This window comes from Herminiimonas fonticola (assembly GCF_040395855.1).
GTDB classification, from domain to species: Bacteria; Pseudomonadota; Gammaproteobacteria; order Burkholderiales; family Burkholderiaceae_D; genus Oxalicibacterium; species Oxalicibacterium fonticola_A.
This window is the reverse complement of the sequence record NZ_JBEBPO010000122.1, coordinates 1-5,599: the sequence shown is the minus strand read 5'-3', so window position 1 is coordinate 5,599 and position 5,599 is coordinate 1. Positions and strand designations below refer to the sequence as shown.

Sequence of the window (5,599 nt, the reverse complement as noted above, 5' to 3'; positions counted from 1 at the left end):
TGACCACCCACTATATTGAAGAGGCGGAAGAGATGGCCGACCGTATCGGCGTGATCCGCAAAGGCGAAATCATACTGGTGGAAGACAAATCCGTATTGATGACCAAACTGGGCAAGAAGCAGTTGCGCCTGCACCTGCAGCAGACATTGCCGGCAATTCCGGACGGACTCCTGTCGCAGCAGCTGGAACTTTCTGCCGATGGCAATGAGCTGACATATACCTTCGATGCACAGAGCGAACAGACCGGCATTGCCGAACTGCTAAAGAAACTCGACGAACACGGCATAGGCTTCAAGGATCTGCAATCCAGCCAGAGTTCGCTGGAAGATATTTTCGTCAATCTGGTGAGGACTTGAACATGAATTTCTATGCAATCCGCGCCATCTATCAATTCGAGCTGGCACGCACCTGGCGTACGCTGATGCAAAGCATTGCGGCGCCGGTCATTTCCACTTCGCTGTATTTCGTCGTGTTCGGCGCCGCCATAGGTGCGCGCATGGTGGAAGTCAACGGCGTCAGTTATGGTGCCTTCATCGTGCCCGGCCTGATCATGATGGCATTGATGACGGAAAGTATTTCCAATGCCTCGTTTGGCATCTTCATGCCGAAATATGCGGGCACGATCTACGAAGTGCTGTCGGCACCTGTCTCCTATGTGGAAATCGTGATCGGCTATGTCGGCGCGGCAGCAACCAAATCGATCATCCTCGGCGTGCTGATACTCGCCACTGCACGATTGTTCGTTTCCTTCGATATCGCGCATCCGATCCTGATGATCGCCTTCCTGATTCTGACTGCAGTGACCTTCAGCCTGTTCGGCTTCATTATCGGCATCTGGGCCACCGGTTTTGAAAAGCTGCAGATCATTCCGATGCTGATCGTGACGCCGCTGGCCTTCCTCGGCGGCAGCTTCTATTCGATCAGCATGCTGCCGCCCGTGTGGCAGAAAATTGCACTGATCAATCCGGTGGTTTACCTGATCAGCGGCTTTCGCTGGAGTTTTTACGGTACTTCGGATGTGAACGTGGCAATCAGCGCCGGCATGACACTGGTATTTCTGGCCTTGTGCATGACGGCAGTATGGTGGATATTCAAGACCGGCTACCGGCTCAAGATGTAGGGTCTAGGTGTAGGCTCTAGATGTGGCACTGTTAAGCGACGCCGGATCGCGGCCCTCTTCCCTGCTGTTTATTGACCTCGATCAAAATATCAAGCAAGCTGTCGCGGTACGCTGTTTTTTATCCAGCCAACTATTCTTATTAATTTTTCCGTCAGGGATACGATGAAAAAAATCACTTTGCTCTTTTTGGCCCTGCTTCCTTTTTCAGCCTTTGCCCAGCAGGTCGATCCTTGTATCGGTAAGGGTTCGGCGCAGGAAATGAGCACATGCGCCAAAGAAGAATATAAAAAAGCCAGCACCAAACTCGATAGCACTTACCAGGCACTGCAGGCGCAAATGCCAGCCAAGGACGTCGCCGGCATTCCTTATCCAGCAGTCAAAAAACAGTTGAAACTTGCGCAGCAGGCCTGGAGCGGATTCGTTGAGCAGGATTGCAAAACCATCAATATCTACAATACCGGTAGCGTTTTGCAGGATGTCGAATACTTCAGTTGCATGCGCCTGCATGCCGTGCATCGCACGGCAGACCTGGAACAATTCCTGAACCGTCGGGAAAAAACCAAGTAATTGCAGCTACCGCAGCAGGCATGGCAGCGCGCTAACGCGGCTTCATGCCTGCACGCATACTGCCGTAGGGATCGTCGATGATGTAACGCCACGATCCATCTTCCTGCTTCCTCAGCACTTCCAGCGTATCCACACTGGTATTCACCGATGTCCCGTCCGGTTTGACAAACGCCAGATTCGCCTTCATCCGATTCGTCGCCAAGGTGCCGTCACCGCTGAGTGTGGATGTGATGAATTCGATCGTGAATTTTGGTTTCAAGGCGATCACACCGGCATTATTCTCGCGTATCGCATCCAGTCCGGTCATGGTTTCGCCCGACTTCCTGAACAGAACTGCACTCGGTTCATACAAGGCAACCGAGGTTTCTATATCGCCTGACTCCAGCGCGGCAACCAGTACTCGACTGCAATCGTCCGGCTGGCGTGTCAGCCTGCTCAGTTGGACAGTCACATCTTCATTTGTCATGCTTTCTCTCCGGGTAAATTTTCCTTGATGAATGTATCATCTCATGAGGCTTTACCTATTTCCATCCAGGCAGAAAAATTTACTCATCACTTGCGCATGAAGCAGCAGGAAAACGAAACCGGCATCAAGCGTTATGAATGGCGGGATGAAGAGCAGTTGTTCGGCTTTGTCGAGTACTACATGTTCGGCGAGATTTGCATCATCACGCATACCGAAGTTCTCCCTGCTCTTGCCGGACGGGGGTATGGTTCAAAGCTTGCCGCCCAGACGATGGAATATGCGCGCAGCCAGAATAGACACGTTGTGCCGATCTGCGGCTTCATGGTGAATTATCTGCGCAAGAATCCGCAATACCTTGATCTGCTTACGCCGGAAAGCCGGCGCATCTTCAATATTGGAAACATCGAATGATCAGTTATCTCGCGCTCAAGCATCTGCACATCACTTGCGCTGTGTTGAGTATCAGTCTTTTTTTACTGCGGGGCATGCTGATGCTGCGTCAGTCGCCGGCCTTGCAACAACGCTGGCTGAAAATTACTCCGCACATCGTGGATACCGTGTTGCTGGCAAGTGCGTTGACGATGGTCGTCTGGAGCCAGCAGTACCCGTTTGTACAAAACTGGCTGACTGCAAAAGTAATTGCGCTGATTTTTTACATTGGCCTCGGAACGATCGCATTGAAACGCGGAAAGACCAGAACAACGCGATTGAGTGCCTTCCTTGCCGCATTGGCCGTATTTGCCTACATCGTCGCGGTCGCGCTCAGCAAACAGGCCTTCATCGTTACCTGAAGCATCCCCATCGTGCAGGCGATCAATCGATCACCTGTGCGATGGAAGCAATCTATCAGGCCAGCGCCGGATAATCGGTATATCCCTCTGCCGTCGGAGTGTAAAAAGTTTCCGGGCGCGCTGGATTCAGCGGTGCGTTGTCTTTCAGCCGACGCGGCAAATCCGGGTTCGCGATGAACAGTTTGCCGAACGCAACCGCATCCGCTTCACCCGTCGCAATCACATTCTCTGCCGTTTCCTTGGTCATCTTTTCATTGGCGATATAGACGCCGCCGAAAGCCTTTTTCAATTGCGGGCCAAGGCGATTCTCACCCAGTGATTCGCGTGCGCAAATGAAAGCGATACCGCGCTTGCCCATTTCGGCAGCAACGTAACCAAAAGTTGCAGCAGGATCTGCATCGCTCAAATCGTGCGAATCGCCGCGTGGTGCCAGATGCAAACCTACGCGTCCAGCGCCCCAGATTTCGATACATGCATCGACCACTTCCAGCATCAGACGCGCACGGTTTTCAAGCGAACCGCCATAGATGTCGGTACGCTGGTTGGTGCTGCTTTGCAGGAACTGATCCAGCAGGTAGCCGTTGGCACCATGCACTTCAACGCCATCGAAACCGGCCAGCTTGGCGTTTTCCGCACCCTTGCGATAAGCAGCGACAATGCCTGGGATTTCATCCAGTTCCAATGCGCGTGGCATCACATATTCCACTTGCGGACGCACGATGCTGACGTGGCCAGCAGGTTTGATCGCACTAGGCGCAACCGGCAAATCGCCATTCAGAAACATGGGATGCGAAATGCGACCAACGTGCCACAGCTGCAGAGAGATGAGACCACCTGCCTGGTGCACTGCGTCCGTCACCTTCTTCCAGCCTGCGACCTGCTCGTCCGACCAGATGCCCGGCGTATCGGCATAACCGACGCCCTGCGGTGAAACCGCAGTCGCTTCACTCAGGATCAAACCTGCAGATGCGCGCTGCACATAGTATTCAACCATCAGTTCATTCGGCACACGACCACCGCCAACTGCACGCGAACGCGTCAGAGGCGCCATGATCACGCGGTTGGGAAGAGTCAAGTCGCCGACTTTGATGGGAGTAAATAAATGATTCGTCATGATGTACTTTCCAGAAAAATGGTTTAAATCAAGCGACAGCAACAGCACATGCCGGTACTTCATCGCGAGCAAGGCGCAGTGATACGCGCATTGCCAAAACTGCCGTCAGCGCGAGTGCACCTGCTGCCAACGGTACTGCTTGCAATCCAAGGCCGGCGCTGATCACAGAGCCGCCGACCCATGCACCAAGTGCATTACCCAAATTGAATGCGCCGATATTCAATGTCGCCGCCAGGTTAGGTGCAGCCTTGCCGAATATCATGACGTTGACCTGCAAACCTGGAACCGCGGCGAAGGACACCATCGCCCACAGGAAGAGATTGATTTCGACCGGAATCAAGCTTGGGCTGGTCCAGCGCACGATGGAACTGACGATTGCCAATACGATGAAAATTCCCGTCAGCGCAGTACCCAGGCTCCAGTCAGCCAAACGTCCACCGATGTAATTGCCGACCGTCAAGCCAAGACCGATCAAAAACAAGGTCCAGGTAATTCCCTGCGGCGACAGATGCGTCACGTCTTCCAGCAAGGGAGCGACATAAGTAAACAAGGCGAAGGTCGCGGCAGAGAACAGCATCGTGGTTGACAAGGCCGCCCACAAACCGGCATTACTCAACTGGCCGATTTCGGCACGCAGATCGGTTTTTTCTTCATCGTGCCCGCCCGGCATCACACGCCACAAACCGATCAGCGACAACACGCCGAGGACAGCAACAACCCAGAACGGCATCTGCCAACCGGCGACCTGGCCGAGTGCGGTGCCCAGCGGCACGCCCAGTACATTCGCCAGCGTCAAACCGGTGAACATCAGTGCAACTGCCGATGCTTTTTTATTTTCCGGCACCAGACTTGCGGCCACCACGGAACCGATGCCAAAGAATGCGCCATGACATAGCGCCGTGATGATGCGTGCCACCATCAGGAAGTTGTAATCGGTAGCAATGGCGCACAATACGTTGCCGACGATGAAAATTCCCATCAACAGCAACAATGCACGTTTGCGCGGCAAGGAAGCCGTAGCCACCGCCATGATCGGCGCACCGATCGCAACACCCAGCGCATAACCGCTGATCAGCCAGCCTGCACTGGGAATCGATACCGACAAACTGCGCGCCACATCAGGCAGCAAGCCCATGATCACGAATTCGGTGGTGCCTATGGCAAAAGCGCTCAGCGCCAGTATGAGTAAGGCTAAAGGCATGCAGTCTTTCTTTGATTGAAGGATTTACAGATCGCCATGCATCGATTCCAGGAAGGCCTGAATCGTGGCTTCGTTGCGTTTGAAGAAAACCCACTGACCGATGCGTCGCGGCACGATGAGTTCAGCTGCCTGCAAGGTCGCCAGATGAGCAGAAATAGTGGATTGCGACAAACCGCTGCGCTTGTCGATCATGCCGCAGCACACGCCAAAATCGAGCGGATGTTCCTGTCCGGAAAAGTTCTCTTCAGGCGACTTCAGCCAGGCCAGGATTTGCCTGCGCACGGGATTTGCCAAAGCCTTGTGAATAGCATCTATGTCCATGATGGTTTTCCTGTTTTAT

9 protein-coding genes are annotated in these 5,599 nt (G+C 53.6%); 5 read left to right on the top strand and 4 right to left on the bottom strand.

The window, feature by feature from the left end; translation table 11 throughout:
* From ABWP27_RS11890 to ABWP27_RS11880, 3 genes are all read left to right on the top strand, one after another.
* Window positions 1-356: ATP-binding cassette domain-containing protein (locus tag ABWP27_RS11890; protein WP_502905341.1), on the top strand; the 356-nt coding region annotated here is incomplete at its 5' end.
* 2 nt (window positions 357-358) lie between these two features.
* Window positions 359-1,120 carry an ABC transporter permease gene (locus tag ABWP27_RS11885; RefSeq protein ID WP_353157067.1) on the top strand — a complete coding sequence of 254 codons (762 nt, stop codon included), beginning with the start codon at window positions 359-361 and terminating at the stop codon, window positions 1,118-1,120.
* A 162-nt stretch (window positions 1,121-1,282) separates the two neighbouring features.
* The gene (locus ABWP27_RS11880) at window positions 1,283-1,687 is read left to right on the top strand and encodes a lysozyme inhibitor LprI family protein (RefSeq protein WP_353157065.1); all 405 of its coding nucleotides are present in this window, start codon (window positions 1,283-1,285) and stop codon (window positions 1,685-1,687) included.
* Window positions 1,688-1,718: 31 nt separating this feature from the next.
* On the opposite strand, the gene ABWP27_RS11875 is transcribed toward ABWP27_RS11880, so the two are convergent.
* Window positions 1,719-2,153 carry a YybH family protein gene (locus tag ABWP27_RS11875; RefSeq protein ID WP_353157062.1) on the bottom strand — a complete coding sequence of 145 codons (435 nt, stop codon included), beginning with the start codon at window positions 2,151-2,153 and terminating at the stop codon, window positions 1,719-1,721.
* A gap of 27 nt (window positions 2,154-2,180) precedes the next feature.
* Here ABWP27_RS11875 and ABWP27_RS11870 point away from each other — a divergent pair, with 27 nt between their 5' ends.
* Both ABWP27_RS11870 and ABWP27_RS11865 read left to right on the top strand, forming a co-directional pair.
* On the top strand, window positions 2,181-2,564 hold the full coding sequence (locus ABWP27_RS11870; protein ID WP_353157058.1) for a GNAT family N-acetyltransferase: 384 nt from the start codon (window positions 2,181-2,183) through the stop codon (window positions 2,562-2,564).
* Complete coding sequence (locus tag ABWP27_RS11865) at window positions 2,561-2,944, top strand: SirB2 family protein (RefSeq protein ID WP_353157055.1); 384 nt, start codon at window positions 2,561-2,563, stop codon at window positions 2,942-2,944. Before ABWP27_RS11870 ends, ABWP27_RS11865 begins: the two co-directional genes overlap by 4 nt.
* 55 nt (window positions 2,945-2,999) lie before the next feature.
* Here the strand turns inward: ABWP27_RS11865 and ABWP27_RS11860 are convergent, their stop codons facing one another.
* Genes ABWP27_RS11860 through ABWP27_RS11850 form a run of 3 tightly spaced genes read right to left on the bottom strand, consistent with a single transcriptional unit; the run spans window position 3,000 to window position 5,580 of the window.
* The gene (locus ABWP27_RS11860) at window positions 3,000-4,058 is read right to left on the bottom strand and encodes an alkene reductase (RefSeq protein ID WP_353157052.1); all 1,059 of its coding nucleotides are present in this window, start codon (window positions 4,056-4,058) and stop codon (window positions 3,000-3,002) included.
* 28 nt (window positions 4,059-4,086) lie between these two features.
* The gene (locus ABWP27_RS11855) at window positions 4,087-5,259 is read right to left on the bottom strand and encodes an MFS transporter (protein ID WP_353157049.1); all 1,173 of its coding nucleotides are present in this window, start codon (window positions 5,257-5,259) and stop codon (window positions 4,087-4,089) included.
* Window positions 5,260-5,283: 24 nt separating this feature from the next.
* Window positions 5,284-5,580 (bottom strand): ArsR/SmtB family transcription factor, encoded by a 297-nt coding sequence (locus tag ABWP27_RS11850; protein WP_353157046.1) that lies wholly within the window; start codon window positions 5,578-5,580, stop codon window positions 5,284-5,286.
* Between the last annotated feature and the right edge of the window lie 19 nt (window positions 5,581-5,599).